The following is an 18,771-nucleotide window of genomic DNA, read 5'->3' as shown; positions in this document are numbered from 1 at the left end:
GCACCCCTTCGGGCTCAGGTAAGCAGCTCGCTCTGGAGGGTCACCGTCTGCTGGAAGGGGACGGCGAGCGCGCCGCCCTTGCGGGACTGGACGACCAGGGCGAGGGCGTCACCGGAGGCGAGGTAGGCCTGGCGGACCTGTTCGGAGCCGTACGGCTCCGACTCCGCGTAGGGCGCCAGCAGGACGTCGTCGATCCGGGCCCGGTCCGGGAACTCGTGGTCGAAGTCGTACACGTCGCCGTCGCGCAGGGCGTAGGTCGGCATCGCGTTGCTCAGGAGCTGCTGGTTGAGCAGGTCCTCCGCGGTGGCGGCCGTGCCGAACTGGAGGAGGTAGATCCGGGTGTGCGTGCCGTCGGTGGTGGTCCAGCCGCGGGCGGTGACGTGCCGCAGGCCGTTGTCGACGAGCTTCTGCCGCAGGTCGTCGCGGTCCTCGCCGGCGGCGAACTCCGCGAGGAAGGTCTTCGTCGGCAGCCAGCCGTCCGTCCCCTCCAGCGCGGTGTCGGCCGTCGCGCCGCGCGGTGCGGGCAGCACCAGCTCGCGCAGGTCGGCGAAGTGGGCGCCGGCCGGGTTGGCGGCGTCGTCGTTCGCGCCGGGGCTGCCGGAGGGCAGCGGCGGCCTCACGAGGACGGGGTAGTCCCAGCGGCCGTCCGACCGGGTGGCGAGACCGGGTACGTCGGTGCGGTCGAGGCGCGTGATGCCGTACGCCGTACCGGACCCGACGACCGCGAAGACGGCCACGGCGGACACCCAGCGCAGGGCGGCCCGCAGCACCCGCCGGTCCTTCACCTCGGGCTCGAAACCGAGGTCGAGGTCGAGGTCGAGGTCGAGGTCGGGGTCGGGGTCGAAGTCGGGGTCGAGGGCGGGGTCGGGGTCGAGGGCGGGATCTGTCCCGGGCCCGGACTCCGGCTCCGGGACGTCGGCTGCCGCGGACTCCTGCTGGTTCACGTCGGTGGTCATACGGCCGCCCCCGGCTCCTTGATGCGTTCGAGCTGTGCGCGGAACATGTCCGCCGCGGTCTGCTTGTCCAGCGGCTTGGCCGCGAGGGCCGTGGCGGTGACCAGCACGTCGCCCACGTAGCCGGAGCAGACCATCATGTCGAGCTTCTCGGCCGAGTCGGCCGGCGGCAGGAAGCAGGCGGTCGAGTCCTCGAAGCCCTTGATCTCCGGGCCCTCGCGGAACACCTTCAGCGCGTCGAGGAACTGCTTCTGGACGCCGGCGACGGAGCGGACCGTGCGTTCACTGCCCATCCGGTCCAGCGCGAACTCCATCGCGAACTCGTCGCCGGGTGCCCCGGCCCTGTACACGTAGCTGCGCATCACCATGCTCTCGACGGGGGTCCGGTCGATCTGCCGCTCCAGCTCCCGCCGCTGGGAACGCGGCAGGTCCTTGACCGACTGCTTGCGCAGCGCGGTGGCCTCCCGGCCGGACAGCTCGACGTCCGACCCGAACCCGGCGACGTCCGGTCCCCGCCCGTACGTGTCGCCGTCGTACGGCAGCAGCATCCCCCGCAGACCGGTACCCGCGGCCGGCTTCGCGTCACTGGCCGCCGCGGGGAGCCGCCACACCGGCGCCCCGGCAGCACGATCCGCCCCGCTGACGGTGACCCCGGTGTACACCCCACCGGCGATCACCGCCCCGACGACCGCCACGACACCCACGACGGCACCGACACGACGCCCGCTCCGGCGCCGCTCGTCGTCGGCGGCGGCCGGTACGAAGGCGTCGGCCTCGGAGTCGGCGTCGGCGTCGGCGGCCGGTACGAAGGCGTCGGCACCGCCCGGGCCGGGCACCGCATCGCCACCGTCGGGCTCGATACCACCCGACGGCTCACCGAGGGCCACGGATGCGGCAGACACGGGCTCGGCGGCCGACAGCTCCGGCGCCTCCGGCCCGGCGACCTCAGGGTCCGTGATCGGGGATTCCGGCGTCTCCGGCCCGGCGACCTCAGGGGCCGTAATTGGGGGTTCCGGTGTTTTCGGGTCGGGGGCCGTCGTGGTTCTCGGGGTGTCGGTCACAGCTGCTCCATCTGCCGTGTGGCCAGGTCCAGCACCTTTGCCTTGGGGATCGGCTTGGTGTCGTCGATCCAGATCTGCATCTCGATGTCGCCGCGCCACGCGTGCGCCTCCGCCGAGTAGATGCCCACGCCGTAGGACGTGTCGGGCTTCGTGTGCACGTACGCCATGCCGTCGCCCGTGCCGGGTACCGGCCAGCTCTCGGTGTCGTAGTCGTCCGCCGGTTGGGCGTAGTAGTTGCCGTCGTCCGCCGCGTCGGCGGCCTCCGTGCCCGTCTCCTCCTGGCGGTACTGGACCAGCCGGATCTGCACGCTGTACGTGCTGCCCTCGCGCCAGTCCACGACCGCCGCCCGGCGGAACTCGTCGTCCCCGACGAGGGCCCGGAAGGCGATCGCCGGATGGTCGAACGTCTCGGCGTAGTCCGCGAGGACCATCCAGCCGTCGTCGCCGACCGTGACCAGACCCTCGCGCGCCCCGGCCGGCTTCCTCAGCAGCAGCTTGCGCAGGTCGCCGTCGGCCTTGACCTTCCGGTCCTGGGCGGCGGACAGCGGCTCGGGGCCGGCGCCCTTCGCCTGCGCGAGCGACGGCTGGGAGAGCGGCGGCAGGGCCGTGGGCTCCCGGCCGGCCTGGACGACGTAGCCGGCGCACGTTCCGGCCGCGACGCCGAACACGGTGGCCGCGGCGATGAGCAGGGCGGTACGGCCACGCCGCCGGGGCGGTACGGCGACGGGCTGCTCCGCCTCGGGTCTTCCGGGTGGTGCGGCTTCCTGTTTGTCCATCAAGTCCCCCCCCTGTACGCAACGGGAACGCGGACTTCCTTGATCCGCGATGCACAGGAGACTCACGGTCAACTCGGTGAGTTGTACAACGATTAATTACGATCAGGACACCACCGCCGGCCATGCCGCCCCCGCCACCGCCGCTGCGAGGAGAAGCACCACGTTGAGGGCGACCCGCCGGTCCCCCATCCTCAGGTGCACCCCGACCGCCGCGGCCTGGAGCAGCGTGAACCCGGCCGCCGCGACCGCCGCCAGCCAGGGCGCGACCCCGGTCAGCGGCGGCAGCACCAGCCCCGCCGCGCCCAGCACCTCGACGGCCCCGATCGCCCGCACGGCCGCCATCGGCATCCCGTCCACCCACGCCATCATCGGCCGCAGCCGCTCCCGGCTCCGCAGCACCTTCAGTCCACCCCCGTAGAGGTAGAAGAGCGCGAGGAGACCTGCCAGAACCCAGTACGCCGTCATGAGGGGATTCGACGCCCCGGGCGGCCGGCCCGTCCAAGACCTGTTCCGCCGGCCCGATACCCGATCGGTATCGTCGCAGCATGGAGCTACGCACGCTGCGCTACTTCGTGGCCGTCGCCGAGGAACTCCACTTCGGCCGGGCCGCCGCCCGGCTGCACATGAGCCAGCCCCCGCTGAGCCGCGCGATCAGGGCGCTGGAGGCCGAGACCGGGGCGCGGCTCCTCGAACGCTCCCCGGCGGGCGTCGCCCTGACCCCGGTGGGTGCGGTGCTCCTCGACGAGGCCCGCGCGGTCCTCGACCGGGCCGGCCTGCTGCGGGTACGGGTCGCCGCGGCCGCCGGGAGCGCCGTCCTCACCGTCGGCCTCCTCGGCGACAGCGCGGATCCGGGCGTACGGCGGCTGGCCCGCGCCTGTCGCGAGCGCCGTCCGGGCGTCGAGATCCGCGTCCGCGGGACCGGCCTGGCCGACCCCACGTGCGGGCTGCGGACCGGCGCCGTCGACATCGCGCTGACCCGCGCGCCGTTCGACGAAGCGGGGCTGGTGGTGAGGGAGTTGCGGGCCGACCCGGTCGGGGCCCTGCTGCGGTCCGACGACCCGCTGGCCCGCCGCGGCAGCCTGTGCCTGGCCGATCTCGCCGACCGCCGCTGGTTCCGGTTCCCCGAGGGCACGGACCCGCTCTGGCAGTCGTACTGGAACGGCGGCCGGCACCGGGAGGGCCCGGTGGTGCGCACCGTCGAGGAGTGCCGGCAGGCGGTCCTGTGGAACGGCACGGTCGGCATGACCCTGGCCGGCCACGCACCGGGCGACGGCCTCACGGTCGTACCGGTCGCCGACATGCCGCCGAGCCGGGCCGTGCTGGCCTGGCGGGAGGGGGACGGGAACCCGCTGCTGCGGTCGTTCGCGGCGGTGGCGGCCGCCGCGTACGCGCCGGCCCGGGGCCGGACCGGCGGCGAGCCCGTCCAGGAATAGCCCCGTCAGGCCCAAGTCGCTTGATTTCACTGCCTGTTGTCAGTGGCGCCCACTACGTTCCGGAGAGTCGCGGGTCGCGAGGCCCCCGCCGCACAGGTACGCCCAGGACGACGTAGGGACACGCATGGAACCCGTATTCGCCGACTTCTCCACCAGCCCGGCCCGGCTGTCGAACGCCGTGGTCGCCCACCACCGCTGCGGAATCGCCCCCTCGCACCTGGCACTGGGCTCCGGCGGGCACATCAGGGTCGACTTCACGGTGGACGAGCGGGAGGAGATCACCGAGGCCGTCGTCGCGGTGACCGTGCTCGGCACGGGTGCTCCGATGGACGTCCTCCTCAACGGAAAAGCCCTCGCGGAGCAGTTGGCGACACCCGGGGCCGACGGGCCCGGCGACCCGCAGGTCACCGTTCTCGCCGTGCCGGGGGACCTCCTCGGCACGGGGGACAACGTGCTGGAGGTGCGCAACCCGGAGGGCGCGGAGGGGCTGCTGCGGCTGCGGGCCGTCACCGTGGCGCCCGCGCACGACCAGGACCGTTCGGAGCGCGCCATGGCGGCCCTGTCGGCCAGGCGGTCCGTCGTCGCCTTCGGCACCGAGTTCCGCGCCCACGGCTCCGCCGTCTGGCAGAGCGGTCCCCGGCTGCTCCTCCACATCGACAGCGGCGAGCGGGCCGTGCCCGCCCAGCTGGCCTGGCGCGGGTCCGACGGCGCCGAGGCGGCGATCGGCCTGCGCGCGGACCTGTCCGGCTTCCTCGGCCACCGCAGGGCCGCCGACGGCACGGCCGGTGAGTACCGCGGCACCCTCCTCGACCGCTGGGCCTACCCCGAGGGCACGGCCGGCGTTCCGCTGCACCGGTTCACCACCGAGGAGGGGGACGACCGCGGCTGGTCCCCCGCCGGCGAGCTGCGGCTGCTGCTGGACGACGGCGGGGCGCCCGTGGAGCGCGTCTCCTGGACCGACCGGCGCTCCACCTCCGCCTCGGTCGTCCTCGGCCCCACCGGCCCGGCCGCCGGGCACGCGCCCGTCGGCGAGCTGCGCGACATCACCCGCTCGGTGACCGGCGTCGAGGCGAGCGACGAGTTCGACATGGTGGGCGAGGTCGCGGAGAACCTGCTCAGCAGGGCCCGGAGCAAGTGGCTGGCCAACGACGACACCGCCGAGCTCGACTTCGTCCTCGACCACCCCGCGGCCGTCGCCGGGTACCGGCTGACGTCGGCGAACGACGCGCCCGACCGGGACCCGGAGGAGTGGGAGCTCCAGGGATCGCACGACGGCACCCACTGGACCACCCTGGACTCCCGCGGCGGCGAACACTTCCGGCAGCGCCACGAGACGAAGGAGTACTCCGTCGCCTCCCCCGCGCCCTACGCCCGCTACCGCCTGAGCATCACCGGCAACCACGGCTCCGACCAGACCCAGCTCTCCCGGGTCCAGTTCCTCGCCGCCGAAACCCCGGCCGCCGGGCCCGCGCCGGGCGCCGCCGACTTCACCGGCTACCGCACGGTGCGCGGCGGCGACCCGGTCGGGTACCGGGGGACGACCGTGCCCGGCCCCTGGTCCGACGCCCCCGGCCAGGAGGAGGGGCACGCCCTGCGGCAGCTGCTCGCCGGCGACCTGGGCGACACGGCCCGCGGCCTGGACGACGCCGCCCGGCTCATCGGCAAGCTGGCGGCGTACCTGAAGAAGGGCTGACCGGGCCGGGAAAAGCGTAAGAACCGCTCGCCGTCGGCGTGCCTACCGGGCTTCCGGGCCGCTCTCGTAGCAGCCTCGATACGCAGAGTAGTCCAACTCTCTCATTTCGCATAGATGTTGGACGAAAGGAGCGAATGCGATGGAGCCCGGAACCCTGCTCTACGACACCGCCACCGGTCAGGTCGGCGAGTACCGGGACCGGTCGGGGCCGTACGCGACACTACGTCCCGTCGGCGGCGGCCGGGAGTGGCAGGCCGATCCGGCGGGGCTGCGGCCCGCCACCGACCGGGAGCGGATCAGCGCGGGGGTGCGCGCGGCGAACGACCGCGCGTGGGCCGTGCCGCCGGACCCGGAGGACCTCAGCCGGCCGCCCAGACCCGTGCCCGGCTGCGCCGAGTGCGGTGACCTCGACGGCCGCCGGGAGACCGCGCGGGCCGCGCACGACCACGGCGCGGCCGCCGACGCCGGCGTGCTGCTGCGCCGGCACCAGCGGGCGGAGCACCGGCCGTGACCCGGATTAGGCTCTCCGTATGGCGAAGAAGCTCGTGATCAAGGTGACGGCGGGGGCGGACGCTCCCGAGCGGTGCTCGCAGGCGTTCACGGTGGCGGCGGTGGCCGTGGCCAGCGGTGTCGAGGTGTCGATGTGGCTGACCGGGGAGTCCGCGTGGTTCGCGCTGCCGGGCCGGGCCGCCGAGTTCGAGCTGCCGCACGCGGCCCCGCTGCCCGACCTGGTCGACTCGATCCTGGCCGGCGGCACGCTCACGCTCTGCACGCAGTGCGCCGCCCGCCGGGACATCACGGAGAAGGACGTCATCGAGGGCGTGCGGATCGCGGGCGCACAGGTGTTCGTGCAGGAGGCGACGGCCGACGGGGCGCAGGCGCTCGTCTACTGACGCGGCCGCTGCCCGCCGTCACTGGCGCGGCCGTTTCTTGCCGTCCAGTTCGTCCCACCACTCGTCCGACTGCGGGTCGCCCGAGGGGTCGTCCCACCAGCGGTCGTCCGGGCCGCGCCGGTTCGCGACCACCGCGGCGAGCGGCGGGATGACCATGGCCACGACGCACATGCCGACCGCGGCGGGCACCGACCAGATGCGCACGACCGCCCACGCCAGGACGAAGAGCCCGATGCAGACCCCCATCATGACGAAGTACACGCGACGGCGCCGTGCCAGCATGCATCCAGGGTAGGACGGGCGGGCCGGTCGGGCGCGGGTACGGCGAAGGGCCGTGCCCGCGGTCACCACCGCGGGCACGGCCCTTCGCCGTGGGTGCTGCTGTCAGACCGCGATCGCGACCTCGGCCAGGCCGCCCTGCTGGGCGACGACCGTGCGGTCGGCGGTGGCGCCGGGAACGAGGGCGCGAACGGTCCAGGTGCCCTCGGCCGCGTAGAAGCGGAACTGTCCGGTGGCGGAGGTGGGGACCTCCGCGGTGAACTCGCCGGTCGAGTCGAGCAGGCGGACGTAGCCGACCACGGGCTCGCCGTCCTTCGTCACCTGACCCTGGATCGTGGTCTCACCGGGCTTGATCGTCGAGGGGTCCGGGCCGCCGGCCTTCGCTCCACACATGTCGTACTCCTGGGGATGGGGTCTTGAAAGGTCGGTCTGAGGTCTTGCCGGGGTGTTGCCGGGGGTCCTACTTGTTGGCGCCGAGCTCGATCGGGACGCCGACGAGGCTGCCGTACTCGGTCCACGAGCCGTCGTAGTTCTTGACGTTCTCGACACCGAGCAGCTCGTGCAGGACGAACCAGGTCAGGGCCGAGCGCTCGCCGATGCGGCAGTAGGCGATGGTGTCCTTGGCGAGGTCGACCTGCTCCTCGGCGTAGAGCTCCTTGAGCTCGTCGTCCGACTTGAAGGTGCCGTCGTCGTTGGCGTTCTTGGACCACGGGATGTTGCGCGCGGACGGGACGTGACCCGGACGCTGCGACTGCTCCTGCGGCAGGTGGGCCGGGGCGAGCAGCTTGCCGGAGAACTCGTCGGGCGACCGGACGTCGACGAGGTTCTGGGAGCCGATGGCCGCCACGACGTCGTCGCGGAAGGCGCGGATCGCGGTGTTCTGCGGCTTGGCCGTGTAGGTGGTCTCGGTGCGCTCCGGAACCTCCTCGACCAGCTCGCGGGCGTCCAGCTCCCACTTCTTGCGGCCGCCGTCGAGGAGCTTGACGTTGTCGTGGCCGTAGAGCTTGAAGTACCAGTAGGCGTAGGACGCGAACCAGTTGTTGTTGCCGCCGTAGAGGATCACCAGCGTGTCGTTGGCGATGCCCTTCGCCGACAGGAGCTTCTCGAAGCCCTCCTGGTCGATGAAGTCGCGGCGGACCGGGTCCTGAAGGTCCTTGGTCCAGTCGATGCGGATCGCGTTCCTGATGTGGTTCTTCTCGTAGGCGGACGTGTCCTCGTCCACCTCCACGATCGCGATCTCGGGGTTGTCCAGGTTGTCCTGGACCCAGTCGGCGTCGACCAGGACGTCGCTGCGGCTCATGCTCTTTCTCCTCCGGGGCAGTTGCGGCGGGGCGTGCGTGTGCGGGTGCGTGCGCGGCGCACGGGTCGGCGCGCACGGATGCCCTCGGCATGGGAGGGCAGGGGGAAGAGGAGGCAGCGGCCTCCACGTCAGAAGGGGCGACAGAGCATGGCGGCGACGCGGCACAGGTCGACTGCCCGCCGCTTCGTGAGATCCGCCTGTCGCTTCATGGCCTCGATCGTAGGGACGGACTGCCGGGCATGTCACCGGCATGTCGTATGTTGAGACACGATCGTCCGGATTATGGGATACATGCGGCTGCGCGGGCGTGCCGCCGGGGCGGGCGGACCGCTGCGGCCGTCGTCACATCTACGGTACGGACACCGCCGTCTCGCCTGTCGGACGCCCGGCCGTGTCGCGGCGGACGTCGCACCGGCCGCCGCCGTGCCGCTTCCTACCCGGCCAGCCGGACGTTCGAACCCCGCACGCCGATCTTCACACCGTCCGCCACGGCCTCCACCTTGTCGAGCTTCACACCGCCCGGCAGCTGGTCGATGGCCTGCCGGAAGTCGGAGGCCTGGCGGAAGCGGTTCTCGACGAGGCTGACCCCGGCGAGCTTGGGGAGGTTGTCGGCGTGCACCTGGACGGTGTCGTCCTTGACGGTGACCGTGCTGAGGACGGTCACCTTCTGGTGGGCGCCCACGCCGGGGACGGTGATGTCGAGGGTCACCTTGATCTTGCCGTCGCCGCCGTCGGCGAGACCGACGACGCGGCCGGTGAAGCCGAGGCCGATGTCGGTGGGCTCCGACTCCACGTTCTTCAGCAGCTCCGCGTAGGAGATCAGCGCGCTGCCGGTGGCGGACTCGGCGGTGGCGGAGCTGTAGTCGCCGCTGAAGGCGACGCCCTTCATCTCGGCGTCCAGGTCCTCGATACGGATCGTCCTGCCGCCGGTGCCGGTGCCGGCGTCGTAGTCCTCGATGCCGACCTGTACGTCGTCCAGGGTGCCGCCCGCGACCTGGGTGAGGAACGGGAAGCCGTTGATGGTGACCTCGGGGGTGGTCGCGAGGTTCTCCGAGGTCCGGAGCCTGTCGGCGACCTCGCCCTCGGCGAAGTGCACGGCGACTCGGTCCACGATCACGAAGAGGACGCCGAGTACGACGACGAGGATCAGCAGTATTCGCAGGGCGCGCATGTGGTGGGGTCCCCCGGGTCGGCGGTGTCCTGGCGATCCCGGCCACGCTAACCGCGCGACGGCGGCCCGGCGCGGAATTGTCGAGCAGCTGTGACAGAGCGGGACCGCGGACCGCCGCCGGGCCGGACCCCGGCGGAGCCCCTAGTGCAGTGCCCAGACCACCGGTGCCGCCGCGGTCAGGGGCAGCGCCACGCCCGCCGTGAAGTGGACGAACCGCGACGGGTAGTCGTAGCTCGCGGCGCGGTGGCCGATGAGGGCGCACGCGCCCGCCGCGGCTCCGATCAGCGCGCCCTTCGTGCCGAGGCCGGTCATGTTGCCCACCGCGATGCCGGCGCCGGCCGCGGCGAGCACCGCGACGGCCACGGAGACCGGGGTGGGCAGCGGGAGCGCCCTCGCCAGTACCGCCACCGCGACCGCCGCCGCGCCCACCGACACCGCGTCGGGGTCGGCGCCCAGGTAGCCCGTCGCGATGATCGTCAGCGCGGAGGAGGCGACCGTGGCCATCAGGCCGTACATCCGGGTGTCGGGGTCCGCGTGCGAGCGGAGCTGGAGAAACAGGGAGAGCAGCACCCAGACGCCCAGCGGGCCGAGGATCGCCGCCGGGGCCTGGTCGCGGCCGGCGACGAGCACCGCCACGTCGGCCGCCACCCCGCCGAGGAACGCGAGGGCGATGCCCTGCCGGGCCGGCCACATGCCGTTGAGCCGGAACCAGCCCGCCGCCGTCACGGCCTGGAGGATCACCAGGGGGACGGCGAGGGCGTAGGAGGAGACCGGGGCGGCCACCGCGAGGAGCAGCCCCAGGGCGGCCGTGAGCAGCGCGGGCTGCATACCGGGCTCGATGATCGGCGAGCGGCCCTCCAGCCGGGCCCGCTGCGCGTCCGTGATGCGCGCGTTGCCGGAGAGGGTGGCCGGTCCGTAGCCGGCGGCGGGAGCGGCCGGAGCGGCGGCCGCCGCGGGGGTGTGCGCGGCGGCGGGCGCGGACGGGGCGGCGGGGGCCTGGTACGCAGGCTGCGGCGCCGCGTAGGGCTGGTGCGACTGCTGCGGGTGCTGCTGCGGCTGCTGCGGCTGCTGCGGCTGCTGCGGCATGTAAGAGGTCTCCGCCGCCGACGGCACCGCCGCGTGCGTCTGCGTCTCCCACGTCTGGCCCTGCCACTGCTGCGTGGCGTAGTCCTGATGCTGCTGCTGGTCCCCGTGTCCCCACTGCGGGGCCTGCTGCTGGTACGGGTCGTGACCCTCGTACGGCGGCTGGTTGGTCATGCTCTCGCTCACCCTCCTGCGAACGGCGGGAGCACCTCGACCGTGCCGCCCTCGGCCAGCCGTACCGTCTCATGCTCGCGGGTGCCCACGGGGTCACCGTCGACGAGGAAGGAGCATCGCCGCAGGACGCGCGCCAGTTCCCCGGGGTGTCGTGAGCGCACCGCGTCCAGGACCTCGGCGAGGGTCTCCGCGTCGTACGGCTCCTCGGCGACCTGGGCCGCGGCCTTCGCGGCGGCCCAGTAGCGCACCGTCACCTTGGGCATGCGGTTCCTCGGAAGGGTCTCGGAGTATCAGTCGGTCGGCTGTGTACAGGGTCAGGCTAGCCCGCCCGCAGGGCCGCCCAGTCGCCGATCCTCGCCAGCAGGGCCTCGTCCGCCGCGTGTTCGGCGTGCCCCATGCCCGGCTCCAGCCACAGGTCGGCGCCCCCGCCCGCGGCGGCGGCCAGCATCCTGGGGTGGTCGACGGGGAAATAGCCGTCGCGGTCGCCGTGCACGATCAGCAGCGGGGCGGGGGCGATCCTCGGCACCGCCTCCACCGGCGAGAGCGGCACCGGGTCCCACTCGCGGTGGTGGATCCGGGTGCGGAAGCCGTAGCGGCCGACCAGGCGGCCCTCGGGGCGGGTGATGAGCCAGTGCACGCGGCGCATGGGGGCGGTGCCGCGGTAGTACCAGCGGGCGGGCGCGGAGACGGAGACGACGGCGTCCACCCCGCCGTACAGCGCCGCGTGCCGCAGCACGACCGAGCCGCCCATCGAGAAGCCGACGCTCACCACGCGCGTGTGCCCGAGGCCGCGCGCCCAGCCGACCGCCGCCGCCAGGTCGAGGACCTCGCGGTCGCCGACGGTGGAGCGCCCGCCGGAGCGTCCGTGGCCGCGGAAGGAGAAGGTGACGACCGCGCCGTGACGCGTCAGAGCCGATGCCACCCGGCGTACATGTGGCCGATCCGCGTCACCGGTGAAACCGTGGGAAATGACGAACACGAGATCACGGGAAGGTGGCGGGGAGTTGTCGTATACGAATGCGGCCGGATCGTATACGGAATCGATGGAAATCCCGTCGGTGGTGCGCAGAAACGTCCGTATAGAGGCGCTTCTGCTCGTCTCGCAGTTCGGACGAACGGTGGAACGTGCCACATGACCTGCCGGACCGTTGCTCATGTGGGCTATTCTGCTGGGCAGAGGACTCGGGCAGCGCAGCCCCCGGGTCCTTTTGTGCTTTCGGAAGCGTTGTATACGAAACGGGAAACCACAGGTGACCGTGGAGGTACGGAGCCTCGGGAGCGCAGCACAGAGTCGTTGCACACTGTCCTCGCAGGGACCGAGGAGGAACCAGACATATGAGTTCTCTGCTGCTCCTGACCAACGCCCTCCAGCCGTCGACGGAGGTGCTTCCGGCCCTCGGCCTGCTCCTTCACAACGTGCGGGTCGCCCCTGCCGAAGGCCCCGCCCTCGTCGACACCCCGGGCGCCGACGTCATCCTGATCGACGGCCGCCGCGATCTGCCGCAGGTGCGCAGCCTGTGTCAGCTGCTGCGGTCGACCGGTCCGGGCTGTCCGCTGATCCTCGTCGTCACCGAGGGCGGCCTCGCCGCCGTCACCGCCGACTGGGGCATCGACGACGTGCTCCTCGACACCGCGGGCCCCGCCGAGGTCGAGGCGCGGCTGCGGCTGGCCATGGGCCGGCAGCAGATCGTCGCCGACGACTCCCCCATGGAGATCCGCAACGGCGACCTGTCGGTCGACGAGGCGACGTACAGCGCGAAGCTCAAGGGCCGGGTCCTCGACCTCACCTTCAAGGAGTTCGAGCTGCTGAAATACCTGGCCCAGCACCCCGGCCGGGTCTTCACCCGCGCACAGCTGCTCCAGGAGGTCTGGGGCTACGACTACTTCGGCGGCACCCGGACCGTGGACGTCCACGTACGACGGCTGCGCGCCAAGCTCGGCGTCGAGCACGAGTCCTTGATCGGAACCGTCCGGAACGTCGGTTATCGATTCGTTACACCCGAGAAGGGCGAGCGGGTCAGCGACGAGGCGAAGGCCAGGACCGAGCCCGCAAACACGGACGATTCGGACGCATCGGCGGCCCTCGACGCGGTCGAGGCGTAGCCGAGGTACAACGGTCGTACGTCCGAGGCATGACCGTCGCCCGGGCGGGGCATTGCTTCCGCAAGCGAAGCATCGATATGCCCTGCCCAGAGCGGGTCCATCCGCGTAGACTCCGCGCGTGGCCAAGGTGACTCGGGACGATGTGGCGCGGCTGGCGGGGACTTCGACCGCCGTGGTCAGCTATGTCATCAACAACGGACCCCGGCCGGTCGCCCCGGCCACGCGCGAGCGTGTCCTCGCCGCGATCAAGGAGCTGGGGTACCGGCCCGACCGGGTCGCCCAGGCGATGGCCTCGCGGCGCACCGACCTCATAGGCCTGATCATCCCGGACGCCCGGCAGCCGTTCTTCGGCGAGATGGCGCACGCGGTGGAACAGGCGGCGTCCGAGCGCGGGAAGATGGTGCTGGTCGGCAACACCGACTACGTCGCCGAGCGCGAGGTCCACTATCTGCGCGCGTTCCTCGGGATGCGGGTCTCCGGCCTCATCCTCGTCTCCCACGCGCTGAACGACCTGGCCGCCGCGGAGATCGAGGCCTGGGACGCCCGGGTCGTGCTCCTGCACGAGCGGCCGGAGGCGATCGACGACGTCGCGGTGGTGACCGACGACCTCGGCGGCGCCCAGCTCGCCGTACGGCACCTGCTGGAGCACGGGTACGAGTACGTGGCCTGCATGGGCGGCACGGCCGACACCCCCTCTGTCGGCGACCCGGTCTCCGACCACGTCGAGGGCTGGAAGCGGGCGATGGACGAGGCGGGCCTGCCCACGGAGGGCCGGCTGTTCGAGGCGCCGTACAACCGGTACGACGCGTACCGGATCGCCCTGGACCTGCTGTCGGGTCCCGACCGGCCGCCCGCGATCTTCTGCTCCACCGACGACCAGGCGCTCGGCGTGCTGCGCGCGGCGCGCGAGCTGCGCCTCGACGTGCCCGGACAGCTGGCGGTGGCCGGCTTCGACGACATCAAGGAGGCGGCGCTCTCCGACCCGCCGCTGACGACGATCGCCTCGGACCGCCCGGCGATGGCGCGGGCCGCGGTGGACCTGGTCCTGGACGACGGCCTGCGCGTGGCCGGCTCGCGCCGGGAACGCCTGAAGACGTTTCCCTCCCGGCTGGTGGTACGCGGTTCGTGCGGGTGCGGCCAGCCCCCGGCGTCCGCACTCTCCACAGGAACCACAGCAAAGACTTCATGAACCGTTTCTGAGAACCCCGCCCGACCTGCGAGAAGCGTCTTTATTTCGGGCAAACGAGCTTCTCGCTGCGTTCTCAGCGGGCACTCAGGAAGCTCTCATCGTCGCGGGACAAGCTAATTGTCATGACCGAGAGCTTCCGCCGCAGCGGCGAGTACGAGAACCCGCAGGGTCCCCAGGGTGACGCCTACCAGGGCGCGTACCCCCAGCAGCAGCCCGCTTCCTCGCCCGTCAACCCGGAGTGGCCGCCCCCGCCCGCCCACCAGCCGACCGTGGCGGAGCCCGTGGCCGAGCCCGTGGCGTTCGCCGCCGACGGCGGCCAGGGCGGCTACGACGGCGGCACCACCGTCCTCCCCGCCGTCGAGCCCGACGCGGAGCACTCGGCCCACGCCAAGAAGAAGCGCGCCCGGGGCCCGATAGCTCTGCTGGCCGCGGTCGCGATCGTCGCGGCGGCGGTGGGCGGCGGCACCGCGTACGCCTTCCAGGAGCTGACCGGCAAGAACAACACCGTGTCCAGCTCCACCACCACCAGCGTGGTGCCCTCCAGCAAGAAGGGCGACGTCGCCACGATCGCCGCCGCCGTCAGCCCCACCGTCGTCGAGATCAACGCGACCCTCAGCAACGGCACCTCGACCGGTTCCGGTGTGATCATCAGCAGCGACGGCGAGATCGTCACCAACAACCACGTCATCTCCGGCGCCCAGTCGATCAAGGTGACGACCAGCGACGGCAAGTCCTACACCGCCGAGGTCGTCGGCACCGACAGCTCCAAGGACCTCGCCCTCATCAAGCTCCAGGGCGCCTCCGGCCTGTCGGTCGCCACCCTCGGCAACTCCGACGGCGTCCAGGTCGGCGACACGGTCGTGGCGATCGGCTCGCCCGAGGGCCTGACCGGCACCGTCACCAGCGGCATCGTCTCCGCGCTCGACCGGGACGTGACCGTCTCCACCGACGAGGGCCAGGACCAGCAGAGCCAGGGCAGCGGCGGCGACGGCCAGTGGCCGTTCTCCTTCGGCGGCCAGCAGTTCAACGGCGACACCGGCTCGTCGACCACGACCTACAAGGCGATCCAGACCGACGCGTCCCTCAACCCGGGCAACTCCGGCGGCGCGCTGATCGACGCCGGCGGCAACATCATCGGCATCAACTCGGCGATGTACTCGGCCAGTTCAAGCTCATCCTCGTCCTCCTCGGACGCGGGCAGCGTCGGCCTCGGCTTCGCCATCCCGATCAACACCGTCAAGTCCGACCTGGCCAAGCTGCGGGCGGGCTCCACCAGCTGAACGACCCGGTACCAGAGGCAGGGAGTACGTCATGATCAATCAGGTTTCGCACTCGGTGGCCCGTGAAGGCGCGTCCGGCATCGGCCTGGCCCTCGCGGTGGCGTACGAACTCCACGCACCGACCGAGGCGGCGGCGGCCCCGGCCCCGCGCGCCCCGGAGGTCGCGCCGGCCCCGCAGCTGATGGGCCTGCGCACGTCCGCGGCCCGTCCGCACCAGCGCAAGGTGCCGCTGAGCCGCATGACCCTGGTCCGCGGCTAGGGGCCCTTCCGTCCCAACGGCGCACATACCCGACAGCCCGGAAACATGCGAGGCTGAGAGGCGTCCCGACCACGAACCACCGCACCTTGAGGAACCGCGAGCGATGAGCCCCGCCGATGGCGACCGTGAACCCCAGCGCATCCTGATCGTCGACGACGAGCCCGCCGTACGCGAAGCCCTCCAGCGCAGCCTCGCCTTCGAGGGGTACGAGACCGAGGTCGCCGTGGACGGCGCCGACGCCCTGGAGAAGGCGACGGCCTACAAGCCGGACCTGATCGTCCTGGACATCCAGATGCCGCGCATGGACGGCATGACGGCGGCCCGTCGCATCCGCGGGGCCGGCGACACCACCCCGATCCTGATGCTGACGGCCCGCGACACGGTCGGCGACCGCGTCACCGGGCTCGACGCGGGGGCCGACGACTACCTGGTCAAGCCGTTCGAACTCGACGAGCTCTTCGCCCGCATCCGTGCCCTGCTGCGCCGCAGTTCGTACGCGGCGGCGGTGGGGGACGGGATCGAGGAGGACGAGGCGCTCACCTTCGCCGACCTGCGCATGGACCTGGCGACCCGTGAGGTGACCCGGGCCGGGCGCCAGGTGGAGCTGACCCGCACCGAGTTCACGCTCCTGGAGATGTTCATGGCGCACCCGCGCCAGGTCCTCACCCGCGAACAGATCCTCAAGGCCGTCTGGGGTTTCGACTTCGAGCCGTCGTCGAACTCCCTGGACGTCTACGTCATGTACCTCCGCCGCAAGACCGAGGCCGGCGGCGAGCCGCGCCTCGTCCACACCGTGCGCGGCGTCGGGTACGTCCTGCGCCAGGGCGGCGCGGAGTGAAGAAGCTCGTCCGCCGCTTCCGCGCCCTGCCGATCCGCGCCCGCCTGTCGATGCTGGTCGCGGCAGCGGTGGCGTTCGCGGTGGCCGCGGTCTCGGTGACCTGCTGGTTCATCGTCCAGGGAAAGCTGTACGAGCAGCTCCAGAACGACCTGCAGAAGCAGCTGCGCGGCCCGGCGATCATGGCGGCCAACAACGCCCTCGCCAACTGCTCCTCGTCCGTTCAGGACACCACCGGCCTGCGGGTCAGCTACGGCCAGGTGGTCAAGATGGACGGCACGGTCTGTGTCATGGGCGATTCCACGGGCGTGGTCAAGGTCGCCCAGTCCGACAAGGAACTCATCAAGGACGGGAAGACCGAGACCCTCTTCTTCCGCAACGGCACCGACGGCGAGGGCGACGCGCTGCGCGTGATGACCCAGGTGCTGCCCACCGAGAGCGGCTCCTACGTCGGACTGGTCACCGCCCTCCCCCTCAAGAGCACCGAGGACACCCTCAACGACCTCGCCCTGATCCTGCTCCTGGTCTCCGGCATCGGCGTCGTCGGGGCCGGCGCCGCGGGCCTCGCGGTCGCCCGGGCCGGACTGCGGCCCATCGACGAACTCACCGAAGCCGTCGAGCACGTCGCGCGGACCGAGGATCTGAGTGTGCGGATTCCGGTGGAGGAGGAGGCGGACGACGAGATCGCCCGGCTGTCGCGGTCCTTCAACTCCATGACGACGTCGCTCGCCAGCTCCCGTGAGCTCCAGCAGCAGCTGATCGCGGACGCCGGGCACGAACTCCGTACCCCGCTGACCTCGCTGCGGACCAACATCGAGCTGCTCACCCGCAGCGAGGAGACCGGCCGGCCCATCCCGCCCGCGGACCGCAAGGCGCTGCTCGCCTCGGTGAAGGCGCAGATGACCGAGCTGGCGTCGCTGATCGGGGACCTCCAGGAGCTGTCCCGCTCGGAGGGCCAGCGCGGTGAGCGCGTGCAGGTGGTGGCGCTCCAGGACACCGTGGAGGCCGCCCTGCGCCGGGCCCGGCTGCGCGGCCCGGAGCTGACGATCTCGGCGGACGTCCAGCCGTGGTTCGTCCGGGCGGAGCCCTCCGCCCTGGAGCGGGCGATCGTCAACATCCTCGACAACGCGGTGAAGTTCAGCCCCGAGGGCGGCACCATCGAGGTCTCCCTGGACCGGGGCGTCCTCACGGTCCGCGACCACGGCCCCGGCATCCCGGAGGACGAACTCCCGCACGTCTTCGACCGCTTCTGGCGCTCCCCGAGCGCGCGCGCCCTGCCCGGCTCGGGCCTGGGCCTGTCGATCGTGGCCCGCACGGTCCAGCAGGCCGGCGGCGAGGTCGCCCTGGCCCGCGCGACCGGCGGCGGCACGGTGGCGACCGTACGCCTGCCGGGAGCGCCCACGGCTCCGCCGGAGACCGCGTAGGACCCGCACCCCCTCCCCGGCCCGGCCTACTCTCTCTCCAGTCGCGCACCCGTTCGGTGCGCCTGGGGAGGGCACGGCACATGGACGTGGGCGGGTTCGAGCGGGTGTACCGGACGCGGCGGGGGCTGCCCGGCGGGTACCTGCTGATGCTGGGGATCCTGATGGTGAACGGCCTCGTCCAGTCCGGCCGGTTCTACGGCGAGGGCCGTGACGGGCACCGGTGGGGACTGCCGCTCATGCTGGCGCTGATAGCCGCGACCGCGGCACGGGTCCTGCTGGAGCGGTACCGGGCGCACACCAGGGTCACCGCCACCGGGATCACCAGGCAGGGACCGGTCCGCTCACGCGGCTGGGCCTGGTCCGAGGTGTACGACATCAGGGTCGAGCCGTCCCCGCGCGGTTCCGGCCGGATGGCCCCGCGGTGGCTCACCTACCTGTACGACTTCCGGGGCCGCCGCTTCCTGCTCCCGCACCTCGACGACTGGCAGCTGACCGACCCCTACGCGGAGGTCTCGGAGCTGTGCCTGGCCGCCGCCCCGCAGCGCAGCCTCGGCTGGGGGCGGCGCCCGGACGTCGAGGAGCTGATCCTGCGGGGGGCCGTGCGGCGCAAGGCCTGGCTGTGGGGGACGAACACCGCCCTGATCATGATGCCGGTGATGCTCGTGACCTCGCTGGGGCTGATCCTCACGGGCTGGGCGGACCACTTCCTGCTGCTGGTCCTGGGCGTCCCTGCGGCCGTCGGCGTCCTCGTGGCCACCGCGCTCCAGCGCTACTGGAGCACCCGCCCGCCCCGCTCGCTGAGCAGGCAGCCGTAGCCCCTACACATCCCTGACTCAGCCCTCTCACAGCCCCTCGTCACACTTTT

Annotated in this window: 23 protein-coding genes; 11 read left to right on the top strand and 12 right to left on the bottom strand. The window is 72.3% G+C overall.

The genetic code is table 11. The features are described from left to right. Window positions 1-14: 14 nt before the first annotated feature. From ACZ619_RS35930 to ACZ619_RS35915, 4 genes are all read right to left on the bottom strand, one after another. Window positions 15-956: a hypothetical protein gene (locus ACZ619_RS35930; RefSeq protein ID WP_469608195.1), complete on the bottom strand. Its 942-nt coding sequence runs from the start codon at window positions 954-956 to the stop codon at window positions 15-17. Further along, window positions 953-2,014, bottom strand: coding sequence for a hypothetical protein (locus tag ACZ619_RS35925; protein ID WP_469608193.1), 1,062 nt, complete (start codon window positions 2,012-2,014; stop codon window positions 953-955). The genes ACZ619_RS35930 and ACZ619_RS35925 overlap by 4 nt, the downstream gene beginning before the upstream one ends. Beyond that, window positions 2,011-2,790, bottom strand: a complete 780-nt coding sequence (locus ACZ619_RS35920; RefSeq protein ID WP_469608191.1) for a hypothetical protein — start codon at window positions 2,788-2,790, stop codon at window positions 2,011-2,013. The genes ACZ619_RS35925 and ACZ619_RS35920 overlap by 4 nt, the downstream gene beginning before the upstream one ends. A 102-nt stretch (window positions 2,791-2,892) precedes the next feature. Further along, entirely contained in the window at window positions 2,893-3,255 is a 363-nt protein-coding gene (locus ACZ619_RS35915) for a DoxX family protein (RefSeq protein ID WP_469608188.1), read from the bottom strand. An 80-nt stretch (window positions 3,256-3,335) separates the two neighbouring features. Here ACZ619_RS35915 and ACZ619_RS35910 point away from each other — a divergent pair, with 80 nt between their 5' ends. The 4 genes from ACZ619_RS35910 to ACZ619_RS35895 all read left to right on the top strand — a co-directional run bounded on the left by ACZ619_RS35910 (window position 3,336) and on the right by ACZ619_RS35895 (window position 6,809). Then, entirely contained in the window at window positions 3,336-4,223 is an 888-nt protein-coding gene (locus ACZ619_RS35910; protein ID WP_469608185.1) for a LysR family transcriptional regulator, read from the top strand. 124 nt (window positions 4,224-4,347) lie between these two features. Next, on the top strand, window positions 4,348-5,916 hold the full coding sequence (locus ACZ619_RS35905; protein WP_469608183.1) for an alpha-1,2-mannosidase: 1,569 nt from the start codon (window positions 4,348-4,350) through the stop codon (window positions 5,914-5,916). 139 nt (window positions 5,917-6,055) lie between these two features. Continuing rightward, entirely contained in the window at window positions 6,056-6,427 is a 372-nt protein-coding gene (locus tag ACZ619_RS35900; protein ID WP_469608182.1) for a hypothetical protein, read from the top strand. A 19-nt stretch (window positions 6,428-6,446) separates the two neighbouring features. Continuing rightward, window positions 6,447-6,809, top strand: coding sequence for a DsrE family protein (locus tag ACZ619_RS35895; RefSeq protein ID WP_469608179.1), 363 nt, complete (start codon window positions 6,447-6,449; stop codon window positions 6,807-6,809). Between the two features lie 18 nt (window positions 6,810-6,827). Here the strand turns inward: ACZ619_RS35895 and ACZ619_RS35890 are convergent, their stop codons facing one another. From ACZ619_RS35890 to ACZ619_RS35855, 8 genes are all read right to left on the bottom strand, one after another. Continuing rightward, window positions 6,828-7,091 (bottom strand): DUF3099 domain-containing protein, encoded by a 264-nt coding sequence (locus tag ACZ619_RS35890; protein WP_469608177.1) that lies wholly within the window; start codon window positions 7,089-7,091, stop codon window positions 6,828-6,830. A 102-nt stretch (window positions 7,092-7,193) separates the two neighbouring features. Beyond that, window positions 7,194-7,481 (bottom strand): DUF1416 domain-containing protein, encoded by a 288-nt coding sequence (locus ACZ619_RS35885; protein ID WP_093501297.1) that lies wholly within the window; start codon window positions 7,479-7,481, stop codon window positions 7,194-7,196. A gap of 67 nt (window positions 7,482-7,548) precedes the next feature. Continuing rightward, complete coding sequence (locus ACZ619_RS35880; RefSeq protein WP_089101745.1) at window positions 7,549-8,388, bottom strand: sulfurtransferase; 840 nt, start codon at window positions 8,386-8,388, stop codon at window positions 7,549-7,551. A 128-nt stretch (window positions 8,389-8,516) separates the two neighbouring features. Beyond that, a complete protein-coding gene (locus tag ACZ619_RS35875) occupies window positions 8,517-8,597 on the bottom strand; it encodes an Ms5788A family Cys-rich leader peptide (RefSeq protein WP_350751515.1) in 81 nt (26 codons plus the stop codon). Window positions 8,598-8,821: 224 nt separating this feature from the next. Further along, the gene (locus ACZ619_RS35870) at window positions 8,822-9,559 is read right to left on the bottom strand and encodes an LmeA family phospholipid-binding protein (protein ID WP_469608174.1); all 738 of its coding nucleotides are present in this window, start codon (window positions 9,557-9,559) and stop codon (window positions 8,822-8,824) included. Between the two features lie 141 nt (window positions 9,560-9,700). Further along, a complete protein-coding gene (locus ACZ619_RS35865) occupies window positions 9,701-10,816 on the bottom strand; it encodes a hypothetical protein (protein ID WP_469608171.1) in 1,116 nt (371 codons plus the stop codon). A gap of 8 nt (window positions 10,817-10,824) precedes the next feature. Beyond that, window positions 10,825-11,079 (bottom strand): MoaD/ThiS family protein, encoded by a 255-nt coding sequence (locus ACZ619_RS35860; RefSeq protein ID WP_469608168.1) that lies wholly within the window; start codon window positions 11,077-11,079, stop codon window positions 10,825-10,827. A 56-nt stretch (window positions 11,080-11,135) separates the two neighbouring features. After that, window positions 11,136-11,972 (bottom strand): alpha/beta hydrolase, encoded by an 837-nt coding sequence (locus ACZ619_RS35855; RefSeq protein ID WP_469608165.1) that lies wholly within the window; start codon window positions 11,970-11,972, stop codon window positions 11,136-11,138. A 179-nt stretch (window positions 11,973-12,151) separates the two neighbouring features. Between ACZ619_RS35855 and ACZ619_RS35850 the strand changes: the two genes are divergently transcribed. The 7 genes from ACZ619_RS35850 (at window position 12,152) to ACZ619_RS35820 (ending at window position 18,721) form a co-directional block, all read left to right on the top strand. Next, on the top strand, window positions 12,152-12,919 hold the full coding sequence (locus tag ACZ619_RS35850) for a response regulator transcription factor (protein ID WP_469608163.1): 768 nt from the start codon (window positions 12,152-12,154) through the stop codon (window positions 12,917-12,919). A 118-nt stretch (window positions 12,920-13,037) separates the two neighbouring features. Continuing rightward, the gene (locus ACZ619_RS35845) at window positions 13,038-14,108 is read left to right on the top strand and encodes a LacI family DNA-binding transcriptional regulator (protein WP_469608160.1); all 1,071 of its coding nucleotides are present in this window, start codon (window positions 13,038-13,040) and stop codon (window positions 14,106-14,108) included. A gap of 122 nt (window positions 14,109-14,230) precedes the next feature. After that, window positions 14,231-15,388 carry a S1C family serine protease gene (locus tag ACZ619_RS35840; protein WP_469608157.1) on the top strand — a complete coding sequence of 386 codons (1,158 nt, stop codon included), beginning with the start codon at window positions 14,231-14,233 and terminating at the stop codon, window positions 15,386-15,388. Window positions 15,389-15,419: 31 nt separating this feature from the next. Next, window positions 15,420-15,647: a hypothetical protein gene (locus tag ACZ619_RS35835; protein ID WP_469608154.1), complete on the top strand. Its 228-nt coding sequence runs from the start codon at window positions 15,420-15,422 to the stop codon at window positions 15,645-15,647. A gap of 103 nt (window positions 15,648-15,750) precedes the next feature. Further along, complete coding sequence (locus tag ACZ619_RS35830; protein ID WP_469608152.1) at window positions 15,751-16,485, top strand: response regulator transcription factor; 735 nt, start codon at window positions 15,751-15,753, stop codon at window positions 16,483-16,485. Beyond that, the gene (locus ACZ619_RS35825; protein ID WP_469608150.1) at window positions 16,482-17,906 is read left to right on the top strand and encodes a sensor histidine kinase; all 1,425 of its coding nucleotides are present in this window, start codon (window positions 16,482-16,484) and stop codon (window positions 17,904-17,906) included. Before ACZ619_RS35830 ends, ACZ619_RS35825 begins: the two co-directional genes overlap by 4 nt. 80 nt (window positions 17,907-17,986) lie before the next feature. Next, entirely contained in the window at window positions 17,987-18,721 is a 735-nt protein-coding gene (locus tag ACZ619_RS35820) for a PH domain-containing protein (protein WP_469608148.1), read from the top strand. Window positions 18,722-18,771 lie beyond the last annotated feature (50 nt).

It is taken from the genome of Streptomyces sp. NPDC104367 (assembly GCF_055583825.1).
Note: the sequence above shows the minus strand (reverse complement) of the source record. Positions and strands in the feature narration are given on the sequence as shown.

What these genes read in the sequence shown, in the direction of transcription:
- ACZ619_RS35890 (WP_469608177.1), bottom strand. Translation starts at nt 7,091, where the DNA reads ATGCTGGCACGGCGCCGTCGCGTGTACTTCGTCATGATGGGGGTCTGC.
- ACZ619_RS35850 (WP_469608163.1), top strand. Translation starts at nt 12,152, where the DNA reads ATGAGTTCTCTGCTGCTCCTGACCAACGCCCTCCAGCCGTCGACGGAG.
- ACZ619_RS35885 (WP_093501297.1), bottom strand. Translation starts at nt 7,481, where the DNA reads ATGTGTGGAGCGAAGGCCGGCGGCCCGGACCCCTCGACGATCAAGCCC.
- ACZ619_RS35905 (WP_469608183.1), top strand. Translation starts at nt 4,348, where the DNA reads ATGGAACCCGTATTCGCCGACTTCTCCACCAGCCCGGCCCGGCTGTCG.
- ACZ619_RS35835 (WP_469608154.1), top strand. Translation starts at nt 15,420, where the DNA reads ATGATCAATCAGGTTTCGCACTCGGTGGCCCGTGAAGGCGCGTCCGGC.
- ACZ619_RS35875 (WP_350751515.1), bottom strand. Translation starts at nt 8,597, where the DNA reads ATGAAGCGACAGGCGGATCTCACGAAGCGGCGGGCAGTCGACCTGTGC.
- ACZ619_RS35895 (WP_469608179.1), top strand. Translation starts at nt 6,447, where the DNA reads ATGGCGAAGAAGCTCGTGATCAAGGTGACGGCGGGGGCGGACGCTCCC.
- ACZ619_RS35910 (WP_469608185.1), top strand. Translation starts at nt 3,336, where the DNA reads ATGGAGCTACGCACGCTGCGCTACTTCGTGGCCGTCGCCGAGGAACTC.
- ACZ619_RS35855 (WP_469608165.1), bottom strand. Translation starts at nt 11,972, where the DNA reads ATGAGCAACGGTCCGGCAGGTCATGTGGCACGTTCCACCGTTCGTCCG.
- ACZ619_RS35915 (WP_469608188.1), bottom strand. Translation starts at nt 3,255, where the DNA reads ATGACGGCGTACTGGGTTCTGGCAGGTCTCCTCGCGCTCTTCTACCTC.
- ACZ619_RS35865 (WP_469608171.1), bottom strand. Translation starts at nt 10,816, where the DNA reads ATGACCAACCAGCCGCCGTACGAGGGTCACGACCCGTACCAGCAGCAG.
- ACZ619_RS35870 (WP_469608174.1), bottom strand. Translation starts at nt 9,559, where the DNA reads ATGCGCGCCCTGCGAATACTGCTGATCCTCGTCGTCGTACTCGGCGTC.
- ACZ619_RS35830 (WP_469608152.1), top strand. Translation starts at nt 15,751, where the DNA reads ATGAGCCCCGCCGATGGCGACCGTGAACCCCAGCGCATCCTGATCGTC.
- ACZ619_RS35860 (WP_469608168.1), bottom strand. Translation starts at nt 11,079, where the DNA reads ATGCCCAAGGTGACGGTGCGCTACTGGGCCGCCGCGAAGGCCGCGGCC.
- ACZ619_RS35930 (WP_469608195.1), bottom strand. Translation starts at nt 956, where the DNA reads ATGACCACCGACGTGAACCAGCAGGAGTCCGCGGCAGCCGACGTCCCG.
- ACZ619_RS35880 (WP_089101745.1), bottom strand. Translation starts at nt 8,388, where the DNA reads ATGAGCCGCAGCGACGTCCTGGTCGACGCCGACTGGGTCCAGGACAAC.
- ACZ619_RS35820 (WP_469608148.1), top strand. Translation starts at nt 17,987, where the DNA reads ATGGACGTGGGCGGGTTCGAGCGGGTGTACCGGACGCGGCGGGGGCTG.
- ACZ619_RS35840 (WP_469608157.1), top strand. Translation starts at nt 14,231, where the DNA reads ATGACCGAGAGCTTCCGCCGCAGCGGCGAGTACGAGAACCCGCAGGGT.
- ACZ619_RS35900 (WP_469608182.1), top strand. Translation starts at nt 6,056, where the DNA reads ATGGAGCCCGGAACCCTGCTCTACGACACCGCCACCGGTCAGGTCGGC.
- ACZ619_RS35920 (WP_469608191.1), bottom strand. Translation starts at nt 2,790, where the DNA reads ATGGACAAACAGGAAGCCGCACCACCCGGAAGACCCGAGGCGGAGCAG.